Below are 25,120 nucleotides of genomic sequence, written 5' to 3' on the forward strand. Positions count from 1 at the left end.
AAAACATTTTAAAGTTACTCCTAAATCTAGTGTGACAATTAATGTTGACTCGCCTGCTGGAGATAGTTTTACAGACAAGGATGGCAAACTTTATCAATATAATTTTACTGCTTGGGTTCAAGCTAATGAAGATGGTAGTGATATAGCTAAGCCACTAAAATGGACTGAAAATAATCCTATTACTGCTACTTTCACTTCTACTACTTATATTAAGGCTAAGTATAATTTTACTGCTGCCAAGGTTGATGGTAGATATATTGTTAATGACGGCTCTTCTCCTAAACCTGATGGTTTTGTTGAAGTTTCTTTCGATAAGGGAGAGCACGGCAATATTAGTGGTACCCAGAGTTATTTTGTTAATCCTAAGATGAAAGTTAAGCTCAAAGAGTTAGTTCACCCTACTGTTAAAGCTGATGACGGTTATACTTTTGACGGCTGGAGTAAAGATGATGATTTTGTTATCGATTCATACCTTTATGTTATTGCTAAGTATAAAGTAAATAAACCTAACAACAACAATAATAATAACAATAATAATAACAATAATAACAACAATAATAATAATAGTAACAATAATGGTAATAATCATACTCCTGATGCAATTAGACCTGATTCTAATATACCAGCACCTGAATAAGAAGATAATAACAACGAACCTGATAATAATGCCAAAGAAGATAATACAGCAAACTCTATTAGTAAAGTAGATAATAAAAAAATAATGAAAAAAGAAAATATAAAACGTCTAGTTAATACCGGTATTAAAACTAGCAAAAATCATTATTTATTAGCATTATTAATAGCTATCATTGGAATTATTTTTGTAAAAAGAAAAAATAAATAATTTTCATAAAAACACTAAAACTATCCTTTAAAAGTTAATTAACAAACTTTTAAAGGATAGTTTTTTTCATATTAAATTTTTTTATTATTACCCCTTTTGCAAATATAAAAAAAGCTAACATAATTTTCCCAGCTAGTGTAAAATACTTTTTTTACTTTAATATTACTAGAACTATTTTTGTTAGCTTTTATTTCTTTATAAAATATACTTTCTTTTTTACTTATTAAACTATTCCTTGACTAGACATAGCCTCTGCCACTTTTAAAAATCCTGCTATGTTTGCTCCTACAACCAAATCTCCTTCAAAGCCAAATTCTTTTGCTGCATTTTTAGAACTATTGTAGATATTTTCCATAATTTTATATAATTTTTTATCTACTTCTTCAAAACTCCAAGAAAGACGCATACTATTTTGACTCATTTCAAGTGCTGACACAGCTACTCCTCCTGCATTAGCTGCTTTTGCTGGAGCAAAAAGTATTTTTTCTTTTTTAAATAAATCTATTGCTTGAAGTGTTGATGGCATATTTGCTCCTTCTACAACTGCAAGAACTTTATTTTTTACTAAAATTTTTGCATCTTCTTCATTTAGTTCATTTTGCGTAGCACAAGGAAATGCTAAATCTGCTTTTATCTCCCAAATTTTTCCTTCTTCTTTTGAAACATATTTTGCATTTTTATGATATTTTAAATATTCTTTAATTCTTCCTCTATTAACTTCTTTTATTTGTTTTAATGTTTCTAAATTTATTCCATTTTCGTCTACTACATATCCTGATGAATCAGATACAGCTACTGGTTTTGCTCCCAAATTTAGAAGTTTTTCTACTGCATAGATAGCAACATTTCCACTTCCAGATACTATAGCTGTTTTATTTTTTATATCGATACCTTTATCATCTAACATTTGTTTTGCAAAATAAACAACTCCATATCCTGTTGCTTCTTTTCTTGCTAATGAACCTCCGTAAGTTAGTCCTTTTCCTGTTAAAACACCATTTTTATAAGAATTTAATCTCTTATATTGACCAAATAAATATCCGATTTCTCTTGCTCCTACTCCAATATCTCCAGCTGGAACGTCTACATCATCTCCTATATATTTTTGCAGTTCAGTCATAAAACTTTGAGTAAATCTCATAACTTCCATATCTGTTTTTCCTTTAGGGTCGAAGTCACTTCCTCCTTTTCCTCCTCCTATAGGAAGTGTTGTAAGAGAATTTTTAAAAATTTGCTCAAATCCTAAAAATTTAACTATAGACTGGTTTACTGATGGATGAAATCTAAGTCCACCTTTGTAAGGACCTATACTAGAATTAAATTGAACTCTATATCCTCTATTTACTCTAACTTTTCCACTATCGTCTACCCAAGGAACTCTAAATGTTATTATTCTTTCAGGTTCCACTATTCTTTCTAAAATATTTTCAGAAATATACTGAGGATATTTATTAAAAACAGGTATTAGTGATGTGAAAACTTCTTCCACTGCTTGTAAAAATTCTATTTCATTAGAATTTTTTTCTCTAACTTTTTTTAAAACTTCTTCTACATATAATTTTCCTTTATCCATATTACCTCTCCATATTTTTATTTTACTTAATTATATTTTTTCAAAGTTATCTTGTCAAATTAAAGTAAATTTTCTTACATTAAAAATTTTAAATACTTATAAGAAAATTATTTTTTCTATTATATCAGCTTTCTTTAAAAATTTATTTCTTAATAGTTGAAATTTTTTGCCTTTTGGTTTAAAATAGTAACCATTACGATTTGTTTAAAATTTATTATGATTTTTTTCAAATCAAAAAAATATATAGGAGAAAAATAATGAAAAAAAGTTTTAAATATTTCTTGGTGCTTATCCTTACAATTTCTGTTATTTTATCAGGTTGTAGTAAAAATGACAGCAAGAATAAAGAGCAAAATAACAAAGATAAAAAAGTAATTTATACAACTTTCTTCCCTGTTTATGATTTAACTAAATTAATCGTTAAAGATAAAATGGAAGTAAAAACTATTATAAAAGGTAATGAAGAACCTCATAATTTTGAGCTTAAAGCCCAAAATATGAAAGAAATTTCTAACGCAGACCTTATTATTTACAACGGAGCTAATATGGAAAACTTTATAGATGCTCTTAAAAAAAGTACAAATAATGATGATAAATTTTTAGATCTTTCTAAAGGATTAACTCTTCTTGAAGGAAAAGGAGGAGATGACGGACTTAAAAAAGAAGGAGAACATATTAATATAAATCCTCATACATGGTTAAGTGTTAAAAATGCCATGACAGAACTTGATACAATTTATCAAAAAGTTTCTAGTATCGACCCTGAAAATGAACCTTTTTACAAAAAAAACTTAGAAGAAGCTACAAAACAATTTAAGCAATTAGATAATAAATTTGAAACAGAATTAAAAAAAGTGAACAAAGATGAAAAATATTTTGTTACTTCTCATGCTGCTTTTAACTATCTTGCAAAAGATTATGGACTAAAACAAGTGGCTGTTACTGGAATTTCTCCAGAAGATGAGCCATCAGCACAACAACTTTCAAAAATAGCAGATTTTGTTAAAAAACACCATATAACTACGATATTTTTTGAAGGTAAGGCTACCCCAAAAGTTGCTGAAACTTTAGCAAAAAGTACAAATACTAAAACATCAACACTTTATACAATGGAAAATCTAACGGAAGAAGAAGCTAATTTAGGTTATGTTAAACTTATGGAACTTAACTTAGATGCCTTGGTGAAATCATTTAATGAATAATATACTTGAAATTAAAAATTTATATTTTAAATATGCCAAAAATTCTGATTACATATTAAAAAATCTAAATTTTAATATATTAAAAAATGAATTTGTTGCCATAATTGGAGAGAATGGAGCAGGGAAAAGTACTCTTTTAAAAATAATATTAAGAAAACTTCAGCCCAATAAAGGTAGTGTTTTTATTTTAGGAGATGATATAAAGAAAAATAATCACTATAAAGATATTTCTTATATTTCTCAAAACTCTGTCCTTTCATATAAAGGTTTTCCTACAACTGTAGAAGAAGTTATAAATAATCATCTTAAATTTTTAAAAATAAATGTTAATGTAGATGAATATTTATCTATAGTAAATCTTTTAAAACATAAAAATAAATCTCTTTCCTCACTATCAGGAGGAGAGTTGCAAAGAGTTGCTATATTGGTTGCTTTAATAAAAAATTCTAAAATAATAATACTTGATGAACCTACATCTAATATTGATAAAAATTTTTCAAAAGAATTATTTACTCTTTTAAAAAATTTAACAAAAAAAGATAAAACAATTATCATGGTAACTCATGACCTTCATGAACTTCACCATTATGTTGATTATGCAATTAAAATAAAAAATAACTCTTGTGATAAGTGTTTAAAAGAACATTTAAAAAACTTAGGAGGATAAGATGCTAGATATTTTTAACTATCAATTTATGACAAGAGCTTTTATAGTTGGAGGCCTTTTGTCAATAATATTACCATGTATGGGAATGCCTATACTTCTAAAAAGATTATCATCTATGGGCGATACTCTTGCTCACTCTTCTCTTGCTGGTGTAAGTATTGGACTTTTTACAGGAATACACCCAATATTAGGGTCAATAGTAGCGTGTATTGTCGCCTCACTTAGTATAGAATTTATTAGAAATAAACTAAAAGCATATCAAGAAATTTCTACTGTTATAATATTAGCAGCTTCTGTCGGTCTTGCTGGTATTTTCTCTAGCTTTAGTAATGGTGGAAATACAATTGCATCTTATCTTTTTGGTTCTATTATAACCATTAGTGACAGTGAATTTTATCTTGTAATATTTATATCACTTATAGTTTTAATATCTTATAAATTAATATATACAAAACTTTATCTTTTAATATTTGACGCTGAAAATGCAAATATCTTAGGAATTAATAACAAAACAATTAATTTTATTATAACTTTTTTAAGTGCAATTTCTATATCAATTTCAGCAAAGACAATAGGTTCACTTATAGTGTCATCACTACTTATTATCCCATGTATTCTAGCAATGCAATTTTGTAAAACATATAAAAATACCCTAATAATTTCAATTATATTTTCAATATGTTTTATCTATGCAGGACTTTTTATATCTTACTATTATAATTTAAAACCAGGTTCTGTTATTGTTTTGATATCTGTAATAACTTTACTTATAACCTTAATAATAAAAAGAAAATAAATTATAACTTTAATAATGAAAAGGAGAATTATGAAAAAAAATAAAAAATTAACAATAGCAAATTACTTACTAGCTACAACATTATTGCTAACAGCGTGTTCTACTTCTAATTCAACAAAAAATACTAAAAATAAACATGATTTTGAAGAAAAAAAATCTTCTTATGTCCAAGATAATACTACAGAAGTGTTAATTGATAATCCTAATATTAAAAAAGAAGATATAGTTAAAATTATAAAACACGGTGATCACTGGCACGTATTTACAAAAGACGGGAAAGAACATATAACTTATACAGACCCTAATACTATCCCTGACGGATCAAGCATAAGTTCTTCTAGTGTAGTTGATAGCAAAGAGCTTAATGGTGCAGATGTTGTTGCTATAAAAAAACACGGGAATCACTGGCACGTATATACTAGAGATGGCCAAGAATATATTACTTATGATGACCCTTCTAGTATGTTCCCTGATGTTCCAGTTACGCAGTATACAGGTCACCATGGAGATTTGGGCAATAGCAATAGTTATGGTGGAGCAAGTTACGATTACTTAAGTAATGATAATACTAACTCTTATGATTCATCTTCTGAAGAACATGATTATTCAAATCCATCTACACCATTAGTCCCACAAAATGGAAATATAAAAGAAGCAATAGAAAGATTGCACATTGTAGGAGTTTTAGGTAAAAAGGCAGTCAATCGTTATGATATAGTTAAAATATTGCAACATGAAGATCATTTCCACATATATGATTCAGAAGGTAATGAAGGAATAACATACACTAACCCTAGAAATCTTTATCCTAATGCTTCATTTGGGCAATATCAAGGAAGCCATGGAGATCACAATAATAATAATATTAATAACTCTCAGTGGCCAGCAGGAATTACAAGAATAGTTGACCACGGTGATCACTGGCATCTTTATAGAGGAAATACTGAGGTTGCAGTTGTCCATGAAAATCCAAGATCACACTATCCTAATGCAGAATATATAGATGAAAGACCTCGTAAACATAATAATACAAAAGTAGAAGACCACGAAATTTTTAGTTACTGGAGTGTAAATGCTGAATTAAAAGATGGAATACTAGATGTATTAGATGATAATCTTAAAAATATGACAAACTATGGTAGTTTAACAGATACAAACATCCCTGTCTATGGTTCTGACGGAATAAAAGAAAATATATTTTACTGGCTTCACAATGGAAATCACTATCACGCTATAACAATAAAACAAATTATTAAAAATGCAAAAGCAGGAGATTATGGAAATTATACAGCAAGAGAAGTTGTTGCAGCACTTAAATATATAATTAAGCACCCTGGTGAAATACATAATAATGAAACTAAAATTCTAGATTCTGAAAAAATAGTAAACTTTTTAAAAAATCATTATAACTTAAAAGATAATGATATTCAGGTACTTGGAAATGCAGCTTATGTATACGATGCAGAATCAAATTCACACAAATTCTTCTTAAAAGATTTTAAAGAAGAAAATGGAAAAGTAGTCTACAAAAAAACATTACCCGAAATAACAACAGCTAAATCTCAAGAAGAACGAAGCGAAAGCGAGGAAAGTGCAGAAAACAAAGAAAACATAAAAAACGTAGAAAATAAAGAAAAAGTAGACAATTCAAAAAAAGAAAAAGATAGCAAAAATAAAGAAAATAAAAAAGCTGATAAAAAAGAAGAAAAATAAATAAAGTTCTAAAATTTAAACCTCAAAGAAACTTTTCTTTGAGGTTTTTTCTATAAGTACATCTCTTATTATTACCTTATTTTTCTATCAAATAGCCCATTATATACCCTGTATTTTTTTAGCTTAATACTTATCTTTTCTAATTATTTTTTGTAATTCAGCCCCCTTTTTTTTATTTTCTCTTCTTTGTGTAGCTAATTTTTATATAAAAAATAATGGCTACAAAAACAAGTATTTTTTGTCTTTTGTTTATATTTCTTTTTATTTGATTTTAAAGCTGGTTTTCTCTCTAAATCGTTTATCAATATGTTTATAAACCTTTCTTTTTTCTTAAATTACTCTTATTTAAAATCTTATATACGATTTATTGTACGACCAGTTTTTTATTCATCTATTTTACTTCAAATAAAAAAATCCTTGCAAAAATTTTCTCTTTGCAAGGATTTTTTTTATCTATGTAAATTTTCTCTATATTTTAATGGTGTAGTTTTAACTAAGGATTTGAAAATTCTTATAAAATAACTTGTATCAAAATATCCTATATAATCTGAAATTTCTGAAATAGAATAATCTGTATTTGCTAAAAGATATTTACTATTTGAAATTCTTCTTTTATGAATATAATCTACAATAGAAAAATTCATTTCTCTATTAAAGACTGATGAAAGATAACTTTTATTTACTTCAAGTTCTCTACTTATATCATCAAGATTTATTTTTTCTCGAATATGTTTATCGATATATAAAATACAATTTCTTACTACTTGTTGTTTGTCTTTATATTTTTCTTTATCTACTAACATACTATAATTTCTAACTATATCTTCTGAAAAATCATTATTATCTATTTTATTTTTGATTTTGCAATATAGATTATTTGCATCAACTAAATTGGCACCAGTTCCTATTAATGTGGTATATAAAATAGTATTTAAATTATGGAACTGCTCTTTTGTATTACATATTCCTATATTAAAAGCAGTTTTGCCTATTTCTTTTATTTTTAAATCACATATCATTTCTACTTTTGTAACATCACCTTGTGCCACTGCTTCACAGATATCTTTTAAAAATCTTCCACGATGGTCTAATATTTCTCTTATATAATATTTTTCTGAATAAATTGTTTTTTTAGATTTCATGACATTTTCATCTGTATATACTTCTATAGAATTTAAATAGTCAACATCTTCACATTCTGATAATAATTCTAATAAGTAATTAAATCTTTTTTTCGGTATTATTGGTAATGCAAATAAAATAGAAATAATTTCACTTGTTAAAACTATATTTTGTTTACTTAACAATTCTTGATAGTCTTCTACAGATATGCTACTTTCTAAATAAGAATCTAAAATGAAGAATTCTTCAGGATTTTCATTATTAGCTATAAATAATATATATAATCCTATAGCTGTTCTTGCTTTTACTAATTTTTTATTTTTCAAATCATTTATTATATTATCTTTTTCTCTTAATAAAAAATCTACTATAACATTATCTAAATCATTATTACCTGTTTTTATACTGTTTATGCTTTCTACAAATTTATCAAAAGACCCTTTTATTATCTCTCCTTCAATGGATAAAATATCTTTAATTCTTTCAATTTTTTTATAACTTGTATCCAAACTAATCAACTCCTAACTTATTTTATATCTCTTCTTGAATTAACTATATAAGAAATTACTATGAAAAATACTGTATAACATAATGCCATTATTAATAATTCTCTAGATGATAATAAGAATTTTTCACTTATCATCTGTTTTAATCCGACATTAGTAAAATATGTTGGTATGTATGCTATGTTTGTAAATATGTATTTAACAAATTCGTATTTTCCAATTAAAAATGATGTTAAATAACTTATTGTACCATTTCCTAATATCATAAATAGTACAATACAAATTGAAATTACTGTTTTTTTAAATAAAACACATATAAAAAGCACTAATGCTATGTAGCATATTGCTAATATTAATGAAAATAAAAATTGCATACTTATATTTTCATAAAATGTTGTATATATATAATTTCCAGAAACTTCTTTAGTCCATATTGTATGAAAGTTTATTTTTGTTTTAAAAAATATAAATTTTTTAGTTAAAAAATCAAAAACAAAATTGACTAAAATAAATATTATTGTATTTACTAGTGCTAATATGATTTTTGCAGTTAAAATTTTTGAACGTGATTTTGGTTTTGAATATAAAAGTTTTATCGTTCCTTTAGTATACTCACTTGTTATGTTATTTGCAAAAATTATAAGAGCAAATAATATACCTAATAGTGATACAAGTGCGAATGTTTCTGATAAGATTTCTTCTCCTGAAGCTTGCGTTTCTTGTTTATAATATACAAAATTTACTATACTTATTATTATGAAGCTTATTAATAAATATATATATGTAGATATTTTTTTGTAGTCTTTTATAAACTCATTAATGAATATTTTCATCTATTTTTCTCCTTTACCTGTTATTTCTAAAAATCTTTCTTCTAAGGTTTTCTTAGCTTCTATTACAGTATCTATTTCTACATAATTAGAAACAAGGTAAGAAAGTACTTTTGATTTTTCATCTTTTGTTATGTTGGTAAATTCAAAGCCGTTATCTGTTAGTTTATATGCTACTTCCAAGTCCTCTATTAACACTTCTGCTCTTTTATCATCATATGTTTTAATTATTGTTTTATTTGTATCTTCTCCTAAAAGATTTTTAAGTTTATCATCATATTTAATTTTACCTTTTTCTAGAACTATAATTCTGTCTGAAATTTTCTCTATTTCTGATAATAAATGTGATGAAATTAGGATTGATACTCCTTTTTTTGCTATGTCTTTTAGTTTATTTCTAAACTCAATAACTCCTTGAGGGTCTAAACCATTAACTGGTTCATCTAAAATTAAGATACTAGGATCACTTAAAAGTGCTTGTGCTAATCCTAATCTTTGTTTCATTCCTAATGAATATGTTTTTACTTTTTTGTTAATAGCTTTTTCTAGGCCTACTAATTTTACTATTTCTTTTATTTTTTCTTTTGTTATATTTTTTTTGTAAAGTCTTGCTACTTGTTTTAGGTTTGATTTCCCTGAAAGGTAGTTATAAAACTCTGGAGTTTCTATCATAGAACCTATATGATTTAACATATCTATATGACCTACGCCCAAAGGTTCTTCAAAACAATATATTTCACCTTTTGTTGCTTTAGTTAATGCTACTAGCATTTTCATTATAGTTGTTTTTCCGCTTCCGTTAGGCCCAAGCAGTCCTATAATTTCTCCAGGGTACATATTAAATGTTATATCTTCTACTATAGTTTTTGAACCATATCGTTTTTTTAATCCCATTACTTCTAGGACAGGTATCACTTTTTCTTTTTCTTTATTTTTGACAGTTTTTTCTCTTGTTTTTTTTCTATCATACTCTTGCATAGCTCGATTTAATTCTTCTCTATCTAATATTTGAGTTTCTTCTAAATCAGCAGGTTGTTCGTAGTGTTCTCTAGCGTCATCTCCTTGTTTTTTAATTATATGTATTACTTTTTCTTTATGATTTTCTTTTTTGTTATTTTCAAGATATTCTTTTGCGTTTTTTTGTAAAAATGATTCTTCTTTTGAAATACTATCATCTTCTTTCATTTCTTCTTGAGTAGATTTTTTTGATAATTCTTCTTTTTTAAAATCTTCTACATTACTTTTAACTTTGTCTAATAATTCTTGATATTCCTCTTTTATATTTAAACTATTTATTCTATCTTTTCTCGATAATTTTTCTTCTTGTATTACTTCTTTTATTAATTCTGTTTTATTTTCTGATAAAGTAGAATTGTTGTCTAATTTTTTACCATTAGTTTCTAATTCTCCTAGCAGATTTGTTTCTTTTTCTTCAATATTGTTTCCGTTTTTAAATTCTTTTTCAATTGAATTTTCATTAGAATTTATTTTTTCTGCCATTCTTTTATTCCTTTCTTAAAAATTCATATTTTATTATAGCATACTAAAAAAAATATTACTATGAAAATATACTTTAAAAAATTTTATTTTTCTATTTTTTTTCTTTATTTTTAGTTCTTCTTTTAAATCTTCTTGTTTGGCAAATAAAAAAACAACTAACTTTTTTTTAAAAGTTAATTGTCTTTTCCATATAAATCTTAAAATTAATTTATAAATTTATTTTTTTTTAAAATATTTTTTCATGATTTAATTATAAAATATACTATAATATCTTACTAATCTTTTAAAATATAAATTCTTTTTCTAGATCTAAATTTTTGAAACATACATAGATATTTTCATAACCTGATTTTTTTATTATTTCTTTTATTTTTTCTGCTACTTCTCTGCAAACATCAAGTGGTCTTTCTTTCCAAAAAATTTCTACGTATACTCGTTTTATCTCTTCTCCATCTAATATTGCTGTACTTTCTAGTAAGTCTAGTGTGAAAGAACTTTTAGGTCTTTTTATTATTTTTTCAACACTTTCTAGTAATTCCTTACTTGAATTTTTTAAATCTTCTTTTGTTACCCCTTTTACTACTATTCTTGGCATTTGTCATTCACTCCTTTTTTTATATTATATCATTTTTTGAAAGTGTTTTAAATATTTTATTTTTATTTTTTTATTTTTGTTTTTATAATTGTTATAGTTATAGGAATTAAGCTAATAATTATTATTGCAATTACTACCAATGAAAAATTTTCTTTTACAACTTTTATATTTCCAAATAAATATCCTAAACTTATAAAAATTGTACACCAGCAAAATCCTCCTAAAAAATCTATAATTCTAAATTTTCTATAGTTCATTTTTCCCGCTCCTACAACAAATGGTACCAATGTTCTTATAATTGGAAAAAATCTTGCTAAAAATATGGATTTTCCTCCATGTTTTGCAACAAAGTTTTCTGCTTCTTCTAACTTTTTATCTGATACTATTTTTTTAAACCACTCTTTTTTTCTTAAATAGTTAGAAAATTTTCTTCCTATAAAATAATTACAATTATCTCCTATTGTCGCTGCCATTATACATAATATTAATAAAAGATAAAAGTTATTTCCTGTTGCTGAAAAAAGTGCTCCACTCGCAAATAAAAGAGAATCTCCCGGTAAAAATGGCATGAATACTAATCCAGTTTCTATAAATATTATTAAAAATATTACTGCATATAGTGGCATAGTTCCGTGAGTATTCATCAATTCTCCTAAATGCTTATCTATGTGCAAAATGAAGTCTATTATGAGTTTTATACTATTCATTTTTTTCCTTCCATTTTTTATTTAGTTAATTTTTATGAATTTTTCTAATACGTAAGAATAAACATAAGTGTCTATTTTTTTAGATTTATAGTATTTTTCTACAGCGTCTTTATAAATATTAAGCTGTTCTTTGTGTCTGTCTATTAATAACTTTGTCCCTGTTTTTTTATTTACTTTATCTGTCTTGTAATCTATTACTATAAAACTATCGTCCTTATTATGTACTAATAGGTCAATTACTCCTTGTAAAATAATTTTTTCTTCACCCTTTTCATCTTCAAATATTTCTTTAGCTTCTTTGAAAAGAGTAAAGGGTATTTCTGTTTCTACCCTTCTGCAATTTTTTATTAAAGAAAATACTTCACTGTTAATAAATCCTTTTATTAAAGAGTAATCTTTTTCATTATTTATTATTTCATATTCTTTTTCTGTTAAAATTCTATTCTCTATTATATTTGTTTTTATATTAGACGTTTGAAGCAAATTTTTTACATATTCTTTTTCATCTTCTACAAAGATACCTTTTTTTGCATCTAAAACAATTTTTTCAAATAGTTTATGAATGGTATTTCCTTTTAAAATAGCGTCAACTGTTTTATTTTTTTTGCTTATGGTATCAAATACTAAATATTCTTCTTTTTGCTTAGAGTCTTTATTTTGATTTGAACTTTCTTTTTGTTTTCTTATAGCAGAATAAGATGTTTTTGAGGGGATAAATTTTTTTTCTTTATAATAATATTGTTCTAAATTTTTCACCTCTTCTTGCGTAGGTTCTTTATTTTCTAAAAATGCAAAATCTATTTCTTTATTTTCTTCTTTTTCTTCCACTTCTTCTACTTCTAATAGTTTAAAATTGACATTTTCTTCTGTTTTATCCGTTATTTCTTCATTGTCATAATTATTTAAAACTATATTTATCATATCGCTATAATTTTTTGCTTCTTTGTATTTTGTTAAAATTTGTTCTTTATTTAACTTTTCATCTTCCCCTTTTCCTAAATTAATTTTTTCACTTGAAACCAAATATATCCCCTTAACAGCTCTTGTTAGAGCTACATAAAGATTTCTAATTTCTTCTTGATAGTTTTTTTTATTAATTAATTTTGAATTTATAGAGTAATTTTTATTTAATGTGCCTTTTTCCCATATAGATTCATTGATGCTAACTCCTAGTTCATTAGAAAAAATTATTTCTCCTGATGAGTCTTTTTCATTTACATCTTTTTCTAAATCGGATATAAAAACATAATTATACTCTAATCCTTTGGATATGTGAATAGTAGATATTGTAACACTATTTTTTACTTCTTTTCTTTTAGAATCATATCTCTTAAAAGCTCTTATATTATCTAATATTCTGATACTATAGCTTATATTCATATTAGTTTCACTTGTATCTTTTAAAATATCCATTATATTTTCAAAATAATCTACTTCTTCGTCATCTAAATCTTTAGTTCTTAAATATTCTATAAAATTCGTATCTTTTGCAAAAATTTCAATAGTTTCATATGGCGAAAAGTTAAAACTTGTGTTTAACCATTTATTCAAGTAATAAAGAGTGTATTTTGCTTTTTCTTCCCCAGAATTATTTATTTTTTCAAAAAGATTTTTTCCTTGAACCATAGATAATTTTAATAAATCTTCATTTGAAAATCTGAAAATTTTAGAATGTAAAATTGCTGCTAAACTATAGTCTAAGGATGTATTATCTAAAAATCTTAAGAGATTGAGAACTATATTGAAACTAAAAGAATTTACTAGCCCTTGTTTTTCTTTTGTATATATAGGAATAGAGTATTTTTTAAATATTTCTTTATAAAGTGCAATATTATTTGCTGAACGAAGTAAAATTGCAAAGTCATTATAATTTGAACCCGTCTCTACTTTTTCTATTATTTCCTTGGCTATTTTATGAATTAAAGATTTTTTCTCTCCTATATATATGTATGTAGGAATTACTTTTTCTTGTTTCTCTTTTACAGAAGGATAATATAGGGCATTTTCACTATCATAAGATATTCCTGCATTTTTTTTATACATTAACCTATTAAAGATGAAATTAGAACTTTTAAGGACATTTTCATAACTTCTGAAATTTTCTTTTAATATTATTACTAATCCTTCTACTTTCTCATTTATATTATAATTTTTATCTAAATCATAATTTTCTAACATAGAAGAAAGTTTTTTATATGAATTATATTTTTCTTCAAATAAGTTAGGATTTGACCCTCTAAACCCATAAATAGATTGTTTTACGTCCCCTACTCTAAAAAAATAAGTATTTTCCCCTCTTACTAAATTTAAAATATATTCTTGCAAGTTGTTATTATCTTGATATTCATCTACATAAATTTCTAAAAATTTATTTTTATAATAAATACTTGCCTCTGTATTGATAGATTTTTCTCCTTCTTTTTTTTCTAAGGCTTTTATAGCCAAATGATTTAAATCTGAAAAATCTAAAAATTTTAAATTTCTTTTTTTATTTATGAAATAATTATCTAATTCTAGCATTATTTTTATTAAAAATTTATTTAATAAAGAAACTTTTGCTTTAACTTCTACAAAAGATTTTAAAATTAGATATTTTTCATATATTTCTTTTAATTTATCTTCTTTTATATCTAATAGTAAACTGTTTAAAAATTCTTTTAATACTATTTTATTGTCTAAACTGTCATCTGTTTTTATATTTTCTTCATTTTCCCTTATAAAATCAGCAATATCTGGTAAAAGTTTGTCTTTTTTTATTTTTTCTTTTGTGGTATCTATTTTTAGTAATTCTTTTCCTGCTTTTTGTATCTCTTTAATATTTTCAGCTACATTATTTTTATCAATATATTTTATTTTAGAATAAATTTTTATAAAAGTATCACTATAAAATAAATTTCCTGTCAAATCATTTTTTATATACTCTCTATAATTAGGAGTAGTTAAAAGTTTTTGATAAATATTTATTATAAAATTTACAATTGTCTTTTTGTCTTTATAAATTTCAAAAAGAACGTCCAACCCTTCTTTATCTGTATCTATTAATTTTTCAATTACTTGTTCTGCTGATTCTTTAAGAAGCATACTGTTATCTGTTAAAAGTTTAAAACTTGGCGATAAGTACCTTTTTTTTCCATAAATTTCTTCTTCTACTAAATAATAAAATTTTTGCAAAATTTCTAAACAAAAGCTGTCAATTGTAGATATATTTGAATCACTCATTAATAGTCTTTGTCTTTTTAAAAACATATAATCTTCATATGAATTTTTTTCTGTAAGTCTTTGTTCTATTTTATTTTCTATTCTTACTTGCATATTTTTAGCTGCTGCTGTGGTAAATGTCAATACTAAAAGTCTGTCTATATCCCACTTTTCACATGCAACTTTTCTAGCTATTCTTTCTGATAAAACTTCTGTTTTTCCACTTCCTGCAGCTGCTGAAACTAAAATATCACATCCTTTAGTTGCTATAGCTTGCCACTGCTGTTTTGAAGGTGAAAACTTTTTATTTTTTGCGTGTTCATCTATTTTTTCTATATATATATTCATCATTTTCTCCTATTTACTTAAATTATAATATAAAAATAATAATACTAGCAAACTTTATTTTTTTTATTTACTTAAATAAACCTATTTTATATAATAAATATACAGTTAAAGATAGGTGAACAATATGTATTTTAAAAAAACTGATGACTTTATTTTAGCTTTTTACAAAATTTATTTTAGCTCTTATAAGGGGAAAATAATAGATAAAATTAGTGATATTTACAAAGAATATCTTGAAAGTAATATTAAAAATGATGAAGTAGATAACTTATTTTTCGAACTTAAAAATAATGATTTTAAAATTGATATTGATATTGAATTTTTAAAAAAATATAATGGAAGAGTTTTTTCAATTGAGCAATTAGTAAGTAAAAATATAAAAATTCATCATTTAATTAAATCTCCATATGTAAGAAAATTTTTGCCAATAGAAAATAATTATTGCAAAAACTGTGGCGAGAAAAAAAATTTTTTTGAATACAAAAATAATTTAGGGAAAATCAAATACTGCAAAAACTGCTTAGATTTTTCCATGAATACAAATATATATTATAAATTTCACATACAATACAACTATTACAAGGATTATTCTTTTTTAACTCTTCCAAAAGTTATTTTATCTGATGAACAAAAAAAAGCATCTGATTTATTATTAAAGAATTTGAAAAATAAAAAAACACTAATTTGGGCTGTTTGTGGTGCAGGTAAAACAGAAATAATATACGAAACTTTATATAATAGTCTAAAAAATAATAAAAGAGTTTGTCTTGCTATCCCCAGAAAAGATATAGTAAAAGAACTAGAAAAAAGAATACAAAAAGACTTCAACACAAAAATCAACTGTTTATGTGGAGATTATAAAATTTTAAATTATTCTTCATTATATATAATGACAACTCATCAACTAATAAATTACTTAAACTTTTTTGATGTAATAATAGTTGATGAAGTTGACGCATTTCCTTATAATGGAAATCTTTGTTTAGAATACTCTGTGAAAAAATCAGGAAAAAAAGAAGCCTCCTTTATTTTTTTATCAGCAACTCCCTCAAAAAAAATAAAAAAAAATGTGGATAATATTTATAAAATACCTATTCGTTATCATAAAAAACTTCTACCAGTACCAAAATTAATAACAAAAGAAAATTCACTAAAAGACTTCATAAAAAAAATTGAAAAATCCCAAAGAAGAGGATTAATTTTTGTTCCTAGCATAGAAAAAGGGGAAAATTTAAGCGAACTTTTAAATATTCCTTTTATTAGTAGTAAGGAGAAAGAAAGAAATAACATAATAGAGCAATTTTACAAAAAAAAAATTAGACTTTTAATAACAACCTCTATCTTAGAAAGAGGAGTAACATTCGATTTTCTTGATGTTTTTGTATTTGAAGCAAATCACAAAAATTTCACGAAAGAATGCTTAATTCAAATTTCAGGAAGAGTAGGAAGAAAAGAATACGACAGCAATGGAGAAATCCTTTTTTATAGCAAAAAGAAAACAAAAAATATCACAAAAGCTATAAATGAAATAAAATATATGAATGAACTTGCAAAATATAGGGGATTAAATAAAAAATGAAATGTCTTTTTTGTCAGCAAAATTTAAAAGAAAAAATGAATTTTTTATATTTATTCAAAAATAACAACACATTCCTATGTGAAAAATGTCAATATAATTTAAAATTAAAAAAAACAAAAATAGGTAATTTTACCCATTTTTATTTTAGTGACTATAAAGAGAGCAAAGAAATTATCTGCAAAATAAAATATACACTAGATGTAGAAAAAGCAAAAATTTTTCAAAGTTTATTAAATAATTTTTTTAAAAAAAATAATTTTGACATAATAACAGTTTGCCCTACTAACAAAACTCGGCTTGCTATAAGAGGATTTAATCATGTAGAAATCATTTTAGACATTTGCAAAATATATTATCAAAATATTTTTTACCAAAAATATAGAGAAAAAAGAGCAACAATGACAAAAAGGAGAACTTATGACGATTTTTTTATATTTGAAAAATACAAAGAATTAATAGCAAAGTCCCATTCTATTCTCATAATAGATGACATCCTTACAAGCGGCAAAACACTACTTTCCTTAGCAAGAGAAGTGAAAAAAATAAATAATAACATAGAAATATCCTTCTTAACACTTGCAAAAACAGCTCCAAAATAAAGTTAAAAAATTACTAGAAAAAGACAATTATAAAAAATAAAAAAACGTTTCAATATACTTTTATTGCTATTAATTTTTTAAAATGATATAATAAATATATAAACAAAGACATTAAAAAATGTTCTTGAAAGGAGTGATAAGCTATGCTTAAATATCACGTACGAGGAGAAAATATCGAAATTACAAAAGCTATTAGAGAATATATAGAATCTAAAATTTCTAAATTAGAAAAATACTTCTCTAATAAACTAGAAGCAAATGTATATGCAAATGCCAAAGTTTATAAAAATGGTACTCAAAAAATAGAAATTACAGTACCTATGAAAGGTGTTACTCTTAGAGCAGAGGAAACTAATTCTGACCTTTATTCTGCAGTTGATTTAGTAATTGATAAATTAGAACGTCAAATGAGAAAATACAAAACTAAAATCAACCGTAAAAGTCGTGAAAAAGGCATCTTAGCCGAAGCTTTACTTACAAATGAATTAGACGGAAAAGAAGACCTACCATTAGAATTTGTAAAAGTTAAAAAAGTAAAAGCGTCTACAATGAACAAAGAAGAAGCTATTTTACAAATGGAATTAATCGGTCACGATTTCTTCGTATATACAGACGAAGAAAACAATAATGTTTCTATTGCATATAAACGTAAAGATGGAAAATACGGAGTTATAGAAGTAGAAAACAAATAATTTAAAAAAACTATTTTGAATTTTAATTAAATAATATTAAAGGTACTAATGAATACTATTAGTATCTTTTTTTTATTAAATATATAATAATATTTTCATCAAATTTTGAGATTATAACCAATTAAAAAATCTTTTTAAAAAAACAATTAAAACCCTTGCAAATATGATAAAAAAGGCATATACTCATAGTTGAAAAACACCAATAAATTCTAAAAAATACCCTATTTAAATCAGAGAAAGGAGAGTAAAATGAAAAAAGCATTAATTTTAATAGAAAATGGAAGTGAAGAGTTAGAATTTATAGCTCCTGTAGATATTTTAAGACGTGGAGGAGTCAAAGTAGATTTGGTATCTGCAAATAAAAATAAAGAGATACAATCTTCTCATGGAGTAAAAATAATAGCCGATAAAACTATATACGACATAGAAAATGTTTTAGAATATGACGCTATAATTATCCCAGGAGGGCTCCCCGGAGCAACTAACTTAAAAGATAACAATCTTGCTGTTGATTTCTTTAAAACAATGTCTAACAATAATAAACTTGTTTGTGCCATATGTGCATCACCAATAGTTCTTGATGAAGCTAATATAACCAAAGATAAAAATATAACTTGCTATCCTGGTTTTGAAAAACAAATTACTTATAAAAAATATAATGATAAAGCAGCTGTTGTTATAGACAAAAATGTAATAACAGGGCAAGGGCCAACCTTATCGCTTCTTTTTGGTTATGAAATATTAAATAAACTATTAGGAAAAGAAACAACTGACAAAGTAAAAAAAGAAATGCTCCTAGATGTATTAAAAAATAACTTATAATGAAAACAATAACTAAAGAAGAAATTTTACAAAATAATAAAAAAATTTTTTACGATATAAGACTAGAAAAAAGTGATTTAAAATATGAAAATTTAGAAAATAAAAAATTTATATATTGTGACCTTTCAGGCGTCAACTTTGAAAGGGCAAATTTAAAAAACATTTCTTTGGAAAACTCAAATTTAGAAGGAGTAAATTTTAAAAATGCAAATTTAGAAAATGCCAATTTAAAATCTGCATCCCTAAGAAATGCAAACCTTAAAAATGCAAATCTTAAAGGGGCATATTTCTATGGGGCAGTGTTAGAAAAAGCAAACCTTAAAAATATCATAACAAATGAACAAACAAAATGGTTAAAACTTTTTCCAAAAGAAAAAGGAGCATTTTTAGCATATAAAAAATGTTTAGATGATAGACTAGTAACATTACTTATTCCAAAAGAAGCAAAAAGAACCTCTGCAACAATGCAGTGCTGTAGAACAAATAAAGCAAAAGTTTTAAAAATAACAGATTTTTTAGAAATAGAGTCCTACAATGAAGCGTGGAGTTTTGTTGACGAAAACTTTTGCTACAAAGTGGGAGAATGGGTTGAAGTGAAAAACTTCAATGAAGATAGATGGTTTGACTCAACAACAGGGATACATTTTTGGTTAACAAAAGAAGATGCAATTAAATACTAGGGAGGAAAAGAAAATGATTTTTCAAAAAAAAGATATGACTATAACAAAAGGAGAAAAAATTTTTACTAATATTGATGAAATTGATAAAATTTTTATCAAAGAAATAGCTACAGATATTTTGTTTTTACCTACAGAAAAACAAGAACTAAAAATTCTATATCAAGAAAATAAAATAGAAAAATATGATATAAGCTTTGAAAATAATGTTGTCCTTGTGAAAAAATTAGTACCAGAGAAAAAAATTAAATTTACTTACGACAAACTTACTAGACTAATTGTATACATTCCTAAAAAAATGAATATAAGCATTGAAAATATCTCTTCAAATGTAGATATAAGGATAAAAGAAGTAAAAAAACTTCATGTAGAAACTGTAAGTGGATTTATAAAAACAAAAAACTTAGTAGCAGATAAACTTTTCATTGATAGTGTCAGTGGAAACATTGAATTGATTCCTTTTAAAGCCGATAATATAGAAATTAAAACAGTTAGCACTAATGTTATTTTAGGAATAGACGATATAGAACAAAATTATAATATTCATTCTGAAAAAGTCTTAAAAAATATTTTTATTGAACAAAACACAAACAAACACATAGATTTAAAAACAATTTCTGGAACATTTAAATTAGAATTTTTAAGAAGTAAAATGGATATTAAAAAATAAAGAATAAAATTTTAAAAAGCCTTTAAAAGTAGTAGAAACTCAACTTTTTAAAGGCTTTTTTTTATTTTTTTTAATAATTATTTTTAATTAAAATTATATTCTGTAACTATTTTTTCTCTTCCTGTCATAACATCTTCAAAATATTCATAGAATGAAATTCCTAGGAATGATCCATCTATATTATATAAATTTTTGTATCCTAAATCTTGAAGTGCCATAATTACATTATAGCTTCTTTGTGATGATCTACAGTGTAAATAAACTGGTTTATCTTTTGGTATTTCATCAAGTCTTTGTCTAAATTCTGACATAGGTATATTTTTTGCATTTACTAAATGACCTTGATCATATTCTGCTTTTTCTCTCACGTCTATTATAATTTCATTATTTTCGACAAGTTCTCTTACTTTATATACAGGAACTTTTTTGAAATCTTCGTGCATTACATTTAAACCTACTAAAGCTGTATGGTTTACTACATCTTTTGCAGTTGAATAATATGGTGAATAGCATAGTTCTAATTCTTTCAAATCTTCTAAAGTTCCTTCCATGCTAATCATAGTAGCTATAACGTCAATTCGTTTTTCTGCACTTCCTTTACTTACTGCTTGTGCTCCTAATATTTTTCCAGTTGGCACTTGGTAAATAAGTTTAAAGAATACTGGGTTAGGATTAGGCATAAGTCCTACTTTATCATTTGGAATTGTGTATGCAAAATCATAATTTATTCCATATTTTTTACAAGTTTTTTCATTTAAACCTGTACTTGCTATAGTTATATCAAATAAATGTAAGCAACTTGACCCTATTACTCCTTTATTGTTATGATATTTTCCAAACATGTGGTCTGCTGCTGCTCTTGCTTGTCTTTGTGCAGGTCCTGCTAAAGCTAATTTAGTTTTATCTCCTGTCAATTTGTTAGTTACTTCTATTGCATCTCCTACTGCATAAATGTCAGGGTAATTAGTTTGATAGTTGTGATTTACTAAAATACCACCAGTTTCTCCTATTTTTATACCGCAATCTTTTGCTAAGCTTGTTTCTGGTTTTACCCCTATAGCCATCACTACCGCTTCAGCTTTAACAGTTTTACCAGATTCTAAAATTACCATGTCTTTTTTTATCTCTACTACTTTTTGATTTAGCTTCATGTCTACGCCTTTATCATGAAGTTCTTTATGCACAATTTGTGCCATATCGTAATCTAGTGGAGCCATTACTTGGTTTGTTCCTTCTATTAAGTGAACATTTCTTCCAGCGTCAATTAAGTTTTCACATACTTCTAATCCTATAAATCCTCCTCCAACTACTGCTACATCTTTTACATTATTTTTCAAAAGATATGTTTGAAGGTTATGGATATCTGTAACATTTTTGACAACAAAAACATTTTCACTATCTATTCCTTTTATTTCTTTTGGAAGAATTGCTCCTGCTCCTGGTGCTAAAGCCAATTTATCATAAGATTCTTCGTAAGTTTTTCCTGTTTCTAATTCTTTTATCAAAACTGTTTTTTTGTCAGGATTTATTTTTACTACTTCTTGGTTTACTCTAGCTTCTATTTTGTATTTATCTTTAAATTCTTTAGGATTCATTAAAACAAGATTGTCACTTGTTTTTACAATTCCACTTAGATGAAATGGTAAGCAACAGTTTGAAAATGATACGTGTTTCCCTTTTTCTATCATTATAACTTCTGATAGTTCATCTATTCTTCTTACTCTAGCTGCTACACTAGCTCCTCCTGCTACTCCTCCAACTACTACTAATTTCATTATTTATTCCTCCTTAAATTTTTTTATTTTTTCCTTTTTTAACATTTGTTACATATAATAAAATTCCTAATCCTACCCATATTATTAAAAATATAAACGAGTTTTTTGATAACTGTGACGGTGAATAAGGCAAAATTAAAAGTAATATAAACATCGTTGATATAAGAACTGATATTTTAGAAAATATTTTACTTTTTCTTGTTTTAGCCTTTTTATTACTTATGTATCCTACATATAAATATGCTATTGCAGCTAATAAACTAGCCATATCTACTATATATAGTATTACTTCTCTACCTACAAATGGTGCTACTAAACTTATTGCACTTACAAAGATTATTGCATTAGGGTAAGCGTCTTTTTTATTTTTTTTGTAAAACTTTTGATTTATTATTTCATATGCTCCTAATGAAGCTATAAGTTTACTACTTGCTATCATAAAGCCATTTATCCCACCTGTAATAGCTGCCCATAAAGCAATAAGCATAAACAAAAATCCTAAATATCCTAAAATATTTATTATAGATTCTGCAACCGCCCACTCTGATTGTTTAGCTTCTAAAGGCGAAAAACTTATCCCTGCTATTATATTAAGTGAGGCATATATAAATACTCCTACTATTATAGAAAGTATTGCTATACTCGTTGCTTTTTTTACAGAAAATTTAAGTTCATTAGATACTTGAGGTATAACATCAAATCCTACAAACAAAAATGGAACAATCGCTATAACTGAAAGTATTTGTTTAAAAGAAAATTCATAATTAAAAACATAATTTTGTAAAAATATACTGGTATCTGCTTTTTTTATCATCAAAACTAAAAGAACAAATACTATAATAACTAAAAGCCCACTCATTATATTTTGAACTTTAGAACTTACTTTAAGCCCCTTAATATTGACATATGCAAATATCAATATTACTAAACTCATTAAAATTACGTCACTAAAATATACCTTATATCCTGCTACTTGATACATATAAAGAAAACTTAATTTATCTCCAAATATAACTTTAAATAATAGTACATAAGCACTTGCATTTAGTGGTATCATGCTTAAATAGCATAAACTTAATGACCAAGCAACTATAAATCCATGCTTTTCTCCCAAATTATTGTAAGTATAGGTAAATTCTCCACCTTCACCTTTGTTATTTTCTAACATGATATGGTATGAATTTTGAATGATTATTACTAATATTCCACCTATAATAAGACCTATAGTTGTATTTATAACTCCTGATATAGGTAAAAATTGTTTCCCCGGTAGAGTAAATGAACCCCACCCTATTACAGACCCTATAACAAGGCCTAAAACATCTAATCTTGTTAATTTTTTCTTCAAAATTCTCCTTTCTTCTTAACAAATTTTTTAAATTATGAATTTACTTAAAATCTTCTGGATTTCTATGTCTAGCAGGAACTAAACAAGAGATTCCACCTTTAAATATTTTTAGTGCCGCTACAGCTCCCAGTGAAATAGATACTAAAAATACCCAGCCAGAAATTGAAAAGTTAGGTATTGATGAGTATAATGCTCCTATATTACATCCTTTAGCAAAACGAGAACCAAATCCCATAAGGATACCACCTAACCCAAACAATAATGCGTTTGTAGTGTTAAATTTAAAATCAAATTTAAATCTTCCTGCCATCAAGAAAGCTACAAATGCTCCTAAAACTATACCTATATCTAAAATAACTCCTGATTGCGTAAGTATTCCTTTGGCTAAATCTGAATTTATAGCATTAAAAGCTGGATCAGTAAATTTAATTCCAAATAAACCTAAAAACCAAACAGCTATTTTTGTAAATGCTGATGTTACTCCCCATGCTTTACCATTAAAGATAAGTAAACACGCTGATACAACACTTAACACAAATGCCCCAGTTTTAAAACTCCATCGTTCTATAAATACTTTGTGATATATTCCAAAAAATGTTGAATTATCTTCTTTATCTGCAATTGCTTTTTCAAAATCAAGATAATCTGATGTAGGTGTCATATAAGTTTTTTCTACTTTTCTTGCTTTTTCATATTTTACTGTCAAATAATATAAAAACAAAAATCCTAAAAGAGTTATTACAAGGGCCCCAAAATACCCAAAATAATCTGGTAAATAAGCTCTAATTCCTATTTTTCCAATTGGGTTTCTATCAACAACTTCTCTTAAATAATGTCCAGGAATTGTAAATAAAACAAATAATGGAAATGCTATTAAAGCGTGTCCTTCTCCTTCTCCAAGGTCAGACAAAGTTCCAGATGCACATCCTCCTGCAATAATCATTCCTATCCCAAAGACAAATCCTCCTACAACTGTACCTATATTTGTCATAAATACATTTTGTGTACCAGGTATAAAAACATCTCCTGATTTTGCTAAGAAAGCTGGAATCGCCCCTTTAGTATATGCTGCGTAATGAACTATAGCATATAAAACAGTTGTTACAGAAAGTGCTATTAAAATAGCTTTTGTCAAACTTCCTTCTCCTCTGACATAAATTCTTTTTATACCTCCTGCAAAACCAAATCTTGATCTTGTTAAAGTATATCCCAATAAAAATCCACCCATAAGAGATATAATTAATTTTGGTTTATTCAAGGCATATCCAAAATAAATAGTAAGTAAAATTATAAATACTCCTAAAATTATTTGCCAACTTTTAAAATTTTTTTTAAACTTTAATTTATTCATTTATCT

At 25.5% G+C, this 25,120-nt stretch carries 20 protein-coding genes and 1 pseudogene; 11 read left to right on the forward strand and 10 right to left on the reverse strand.

The features are described from left to right. Nucleotides 1–637, forward strand: a pseudogene (locus HMPREF1871_RS05825) (hypothetical protein); the annotation flags it as partial. 430 nt (nucleotides 638–1,067) lie between these two features. On the opposite strand, the gene gdhA reads toward HMPREF1871_RS05825, so the two are convergent. Beyond that, on the reverse strand, nucleotides 1,068–2,417 hold the full coding sequence (gene gdhA / locus HMPREF1871_RS05830) for an NADP-specific glutamate dehydrogenase (RefSeq protein ID WP_066131158.1): 1,350 nt from the start codon (nucleotides 2,415–2,417) through the stop codon (nucleotides 1,068–1,070). 257 nt (nucleotides 2,418–2,674) lie between these two features. On the opposite strand from gdhA, the gene HMPREF1871_RS05835 reads away from it, so the two are divergent. From HMPREF1871_RS05835 to HMPREF1871_RS05850, 4 genes are read left to right on the forward strand one after another with little or no spacing between them, the layout of a single operon-like run. Continuing rightward, on the forward strand, nucleotides 2,675–3,619 hold the full coding sequence (locus tag HMPREF1871_RS05835; RefSeq protein WP_066131162.1) for a metal ABC transporter substrate-binding protein: 945 nt from the start codon (nucleotides 2,675–2,677) through the stop codon (nucleotides 3,617–3,619). Further along, nucleotides 3,612–4,286: a metal ABC transporter ATP-binding protein gene (locus tag HMPREF1871_RS05840; protein WP_066131165.1), complete on the forward strand. Its 675-nt coding sequence runs from the start codon at nucleotides 3,612–3,614 to the stop codon at nucleotides 4,284–4,286. The genes HMPREF1871_RS05835 and HMPREF1871_RS05840 overlap by 8 nt, the downstream gene beginning before the upstream one ends. A 1-nt stretch (nucleotide 4,287) precedes the next feature. Next, a complete protein-coding gene (locus tag HMPREF1871_RS05845; RefSeq protein ID WP_066131171.1) occupies nucleotides 4,288–5,082 on the forward strand; it encodes a metal ABC transporter permease in 795 nt (264 codons plus the stop codon). A 30-nt stretch (nucleotides 5,083–5,112) separates the two neighbouring features. Next, nucleotides 5,113–6,795 carry a hypothetical protein gene (locus HMPREF1871_RS05850; protein WP_066131178.1) on the forward strand — a complete coding sequence of 561 codons (1,683 nt, stop codon included), beginning with the start codon at nucleotides 5,113–5,115 and terminating at the stop codon, nucleotides 6,793–6,795. A 449-nt stretch (nucleotides 6,796–7,244) separates the two neighbouring features. On the opposite strand, the gene HMPREF1871_RS05855 is transcribed toward HMPREF1871_RS05850, so the two are convergent. The 6 genes from HMPREF1871_RS05855 to HMPREF1871_RS05880 form a co-directional block, all read right to left on the reverse strand. Then, nucleotides 7,245–8,426, reverse strand: coding sequence for a helix-turn-helix transcriptional regulator (locus tag HMPREF1871_RS05855; RefSeq protein WP_066131180.1), 1,182 nt, complete (start codon nucleotides 8,424–8,426; stop codon nucleotides 7,245–7,247). A gap of 17 nt (nucleotides 8,427–8,443) precedes the next feature. Beyond that, entirely contained in the window at nucleotides 8,444–9,256 is an 813-nt protein-coding gene (locus HMPREF1871_RS05860; protein ID WP_066131184.1) for an ABC transporter permease, read from the reverse strand. Continuing rightward, complete coding sequence (locus tag HMPREF1871_RS05865) at nucleotides 9,257–10,438, reverse strand: ABC transporter ATP-binding protein (protein ID WP_083505657.1); 1,182 nt, start codon at nucleotides 10,436–10,438, stop codon at nucleotides 9,257–9,259. It abuts the gene before it with no gap. Nucleotides 10,439–11,036: 598 nt separating this feature from the next. Beyond that, nucleotides 11,037–11,348, reverse strand: a complete 312-nt coding sequence (locus tag HMPREF1871_RS05870) for a DUF1904 family protein (RefSeq protein ID WP_066131187.1) — start codon at nucleotides 11,346–11,348, stop codon at nucleotides 11,037–11,039. Between the two features lie 62 nt (nucleotides 11,349–11,410). After that, the gene (locus tag HMPREF1871_RS05875) at nucleotides 11,411–12,055 is read right to left on the reverse strand and encodes a VTT domain-containing protein (RefSeq protein WP_066131189.1); all 645 of its coding nucleotides are present in this window, start codon (nucleotides 12,053–12,055) and stop codon (nucleotides 11,411–11,413) included. A gap of 21 nt (nucleotides 12,056–12,076) precedes the next feature. Then, nucleotides 12,077–15,601, reverse strand: a complete 3,525-nt coding sequence (locus HMPREF1871_RS05880; RefSeq protein ID WP_066131191.1) for a UvrD-helicase domain-containing protein — start codon at nucleotides 15,599–15,601, stop codon at nucleotides 12,077–12,079. A 124-nt stretch (nucleotides 15,602–15,725) separates the two neighbouring features. Here HMPREF1871_RS05880 and HMPREF1871_RS05885 point away from each other — a divergent pair, with 124 nt between their 5' ends. The 6 genes from HMPREF1871_RS05885 to HMPREF1871_RS05910 all read left to right on the forward strand — a co-directional run bounded on the left by HMPREF1871_RS05885 (nucleotide 15,726) and on the right by HMPREF1871_RS05910 (nucleotide 20,640). Further along, a complete protein-coding gene (locus HMPREF1871_RS05885) occupies nucleotides 15,726–17,180 on the forward strand; it encodes a DEAD/DEAH box helicase family protein (protein WP_066131194.1) in 1,455 nt (484 codons plus the stop codon). After that, nucleotides 17,177–17,779, forward strand: a complete 603-nt coding sequence (locus HMPREF1871_RS05890) for a ComF family protein (RefSeq protein ID WP_066131197.1) — start codon at nucleotides 17,177–17,179, stop codon at nucleotides 17,777–17,779. The genes HMPREF1871_RS05885 and HMPREF1871_RS05890 overlap by 4 nt, the downstream gene beginning before the upstream one ends. A gap of 143 nt (nucleotides 17,780–17,922) precedes the next feature. Continuing rightward, the gene (gene hpf / locus HMPREF1871_RS05895) at nucleotides 17,923–18,471 is read left to right on the forward strand and encodes a ribosome hibernation-promoting factor, HPF/YfiA family (RefSeq protein ID WP_066131200.1); all 549 of its coding nucleotides are present in this window, start codon (nucleotides 17,923–17,925) and stop codon (nucleotides 18,469–18,471) included. Between the two features lie 249 nt (nucleotides 18,472–18,720). Beyond that, on the forward strand, nucleotides 18,721–19,293 hold the full coding sequence (locus HMPREF1871_RS05900; protein ID WP_066131204.1) for a DJ-1 family glyoxalase III: 573 nt from the start codon (nucleotides 18,721–18,723) through the stop codon (nucleotides 19,291–19,293). Then, on the forward strand, nucleotides 19,293–19,973 hold the full coding sequence (locus HMPREF1871_RS05905; protein ID WP_066131207.1) for a pentapeptide repeat-containing protein: 681 nt from the start codon (nucleotides 19,293–19,295) through the stop codon (nucleotides 19,971–19,973). Before HMPREF1871_RS05900 ends, HMPREF1871_RS05905 begins: the two co-directional genes overlap by 1 nt. 13 nt (nucleotides 19,974–19,986) lie before the next feature. Further along, on the forward strand, nucleotides 19,987–20,640 hold the full coding sequence (locus HMPREF1871_RS05910) for a DUF4097 family beta strand repeat-containing protein (protein WP_066131210.1): 654 nt from the start codon (nucleotides 19,987–19,989) through the stop codon (nucleotides 20,638–20,640). 83 nt (nucleotides 20,641–20,723) lie between these two features. On the opposite strand, the gene HMPREF1871_RS05915 is transcribed toward HMPREF1871_RS05910, so the two are convergent. The 3 genes from HMPREF1871_RS05915 to HMPREF1871_RS05925 are packed head-to-tail and all read right to left on the reverse strand — an operon-like array spanning nucleotide 20,724 to nucleotide 25,114. After that, on the reverse strand, nucleotides 20,724–22,415 hold the full coding sequence (locus HMPREF1871_RS05915) for an FAD-dependent oxidoreductase (protein WP_066131214.1): 1,692 nt from the start codon (nucleotides 22,413–22,415) through the stop codon (nucleotides 20,724–20,726). A 13-nt stretch (nucleotides 22,416–22,428) separates the two neighbouring features. Further along, entirely contained in the window at nucleotides 22,429–23,763 is a 1,335-nt protein-coding gene (locus tag HMPREF1871_RS05920; RefSeq protein WP_066131217.1) for an APC family permease, read from the reverse strand. Nucleotides 23,764–23,803: 40 nt separating this feature from the next. Further along, a complete protein-coding gene (locus tag HMPREF1871_RS05925) occupies nucleotides 23,804–25,114 on the reverse strand; it encodes a YeeE/YedE family protein (protein WP_066131220.1) in 1,311 nt (436 codons plus the stop codon). Between the last annotated feature and the right edge of the window lie 6 nt (nucleotides 25,115–25,120).

The organism is Gemelliphila asaccharolytica (genome assembly GCF_001553005.1).
In the GTDB taxonomy this organism is placed as follows: Bacteria; Bacillota; Bacilli; order Staphylococcales; family Gemellaceae; genus Gemelliphila; species Gemelliphila asaccharolytica.